This window comes from Lacihabitans sp. LS3-19 (assembly GCF_024343575.1).
Lineage (GTDB): Bacteria > Bacteroidota > Bacteroidia > Cytophagales > Spirosomataceae > Leadbetterella.
Window position 1 is genome coordinate 1 of record NZ_RJUA01000088.1, and the last position, 1,807, is coordinate 1,807.

Below are 1,807 nucleotides of genomic sequence, written 5' to 3' on the forward strand. Positions count from 1 at the left end.
CTAGTCGAATGGCATGGGCATAATTATCAGTTGGGATTTTTAAAAATAAATTCCAATCTTCAGCAGAATTTGAGAAGTGTTGGCCCTGATAAAAATGTGAATTGTGATTCTTAATTCTTATTTCTAAATTAGACTGAGTTGCACCAATATAGAATTTATTGATTTTTTCTGAAAATAAGATGTAACAGCAAATATCATTCATGAAAAATAGCATAAAAAAAACCTCTTCAAATTTGAAGAGGTTTGTGGGCCCACCTGGGATCGAACCAGGCACCTACTGTCCCGAAAGCTTTCGGGAGAGTCAGTTGCTTAATTCTTTGTTTCTTCTAAAATTTTAGTAATTAAATCTGGATATTTTTTCAAGTTGGAAATGTATTTTGAGCTTTTCATAGATTTGATTTTTCTCTCTAGTCGAATGGCATGGGCATAATTATCAGTTGGGATTTTTAAAAATAAATTCCAATCTTCAGCAGAATTTGAGAAGTGTTGGCCTTGATAAAAATGTGAATTGTGATTCTTAATTCTTATTTCTAAATTAGACTGAGTTGCACCAATATAGAATTTATTGATTTTTTCTGAAAATAAGATGTAACAGCAAATATCATTCATGAAAAATAGCATAAAAAAAACCTCTTCAAATTTGAAGAGGTTTGTGGGCCCACCTGGGATCGAACCAGGCACCTACTGTCCCGAAAGCTTTCGGGAGAGTCAGTTGCTTAATTCTTTGTTTCTTCTAAAATTTTAGTAATTAAATCTGGATATTTTTTCAAGTTGGAAATGTATTTTGAGCTTTTCATAGATTTGATTTTTCTCTCTAGTCGAATGGCATGGGCATAATTATCAGTTGGGATTTTTAAAAATAAATTCCAATCTTCAGCAGAATTTGAGAAGTGTTGGCCTTGATAAAAATGTGAATTGTGATTCTTAATTCTTATTTCTAAATTAGACTGAGTTGCACCAATATAGAATTTATTGATTTTTTCTGAAAATAAGATGTAACAGCAAATATCATTCATGAAAAATAGCATAAAAAAAACCTCTTCAAATTTGAAGAGGTTTGTGGGCCCACCTGGGATCGAACCAGGCACCTACTGATTATGAGTCAGTTGCTCTAACCGAATGAGCTATAGGCCCAGTGTTTTAAGAAAAAAGAATTTCGATTCCCTTAAAAGCAGTGCAAAGGTAAGTTTTTAGATTAAAAAAATCAAAAAATAATTCAAATGATTTTTACTTATTGTGCAAGTGAAAATCTAATTGGCTATTAATTAAATCTTTATAAACTGGTTTTTTTTGGAAAAATATTAATAAATTGTTAATATGTGCCTTTAAAAGGATATTTTGGATAAAAGTCACAGTTTTATTGAAAATTTATGTCTAATTTTGAGAATGATTAAAAGTTTTTTCATACTTATTCTCTCTAGCGTAATCTTTTTAGAGGGTTTACTTCCAAAATCCGTTGGGTTTTCGGAGGCCTATAAGTTTGGGGACTTGTACAGTCATTATCAGCAGCACAAACAAGAAGGTATTAGTTTTGAAGATTTTCTTTGGATGCATTATGCCAAGGAGTCAAAACACAAGTCTAATCAAGAACACAAGAAATTACCTTCTTTCGAATCTCACATTACATTTTTGGTTTTTATTCCTGCAGCAAAAATAATTTCTGAGTTTTCAAAATCAGTTACTTTTTTTGAAGGAAAATCAAGCTCCTCAACTTATCAAAACTTATATAGATTTCAGTATTTGAAATCTCTTCTAAATCCACCCCAGTTAGGCTAAAATTCTTTAAGCTTAATTATTTTCTTTATTT

At 30.8% G+C, this 1,807-nt stretch carries 4 protein-coding genes and 1 tRNA gene; 1 reads left to right on the plus strand and 4 read right to left on the minus strand.

All coding sequences use genetic code 11. From position 1 onward, the window contains the following. The 4 genes from EGI22_RS24140 to EGI22_RS15515 all read right to left on the minus strand — a co-directional run. Positions 1-214, minus strand: a 214-nt coding sequence (locus tag EGI22_RS24140) for a GIY-YIG nuclease family protein (protein ID WP_369010878.1), incomplete at its 3' end; no start/stop codon positions are given. Positions 215-309: 95 nt separating this feature from the next. Further along, positions 310-609: a GIY-YIG nuclease family protein gene (locus tag EGI22_RS15505; RefSeq protein WP_255069303.1), complete on the minus strand. Its 300-nt coding sequence runs from the start codon at positions 607-609 to the stop codon at positions 310-312. Between the two features lie 107 nt (positions 610-716). Next, entirely contained in the window at positions 717-1,016 is a 300-nt protein-coding gene (locus tag EGI22_RS15510) for a GIY-YIG nuclease family protein (protein ID WP_255069303.1), read from the minus strand. Between the two features lie 44 nt (positions 1,017-1,060). Next, a tRNA-Ile gene (locus tag EGI22_RS15515) sits at positions 1,061-1,134 on the minus strand. 252 nt (positions 1,135-1,386) lie between these two features. On the opposite strand from EGI22_RS15515, the gene EGI22_RS15520 reads away from it, so the two are divergent. Continuing rightward, entirely contained in the window at positions 1,387-1,776 is a 390-nt protein-coding gene (locus tag EGI22_RS15520) for a hypothetical protein (RefSeq protein ID WP_255068998.1), read from the plus strand. The last annotated feature ends 31 nt before the right edge of the window (positions 1,777-1,807 follow it).

What these genes read in the sequence shown, in the direction of transcription:
- EGI22_RS15510 (WP_255069303.1), bottom strand. Translation starts at nt 1,016, where the DNA reads ATGAATGATATTTGCTGTTACATCTTATTTTCAGAAAAAATCAATAAA.
- EGI22_RS15505 (WP_255069303.1), bottom strand. Translation starts at nt 609, where the DNA reads ATGAATGATATTTGCTGTTACATCTTATTTTCAGAAAAAATCAATAAA.
- EGI22_RS15520 (WP_255068998.1), top strand. Translation starts at nt 1,387, where the DNA reads ATGATTAAAAGTTTTTTCATACTTATTCTCTCTAGCGTAATCTTTTTA.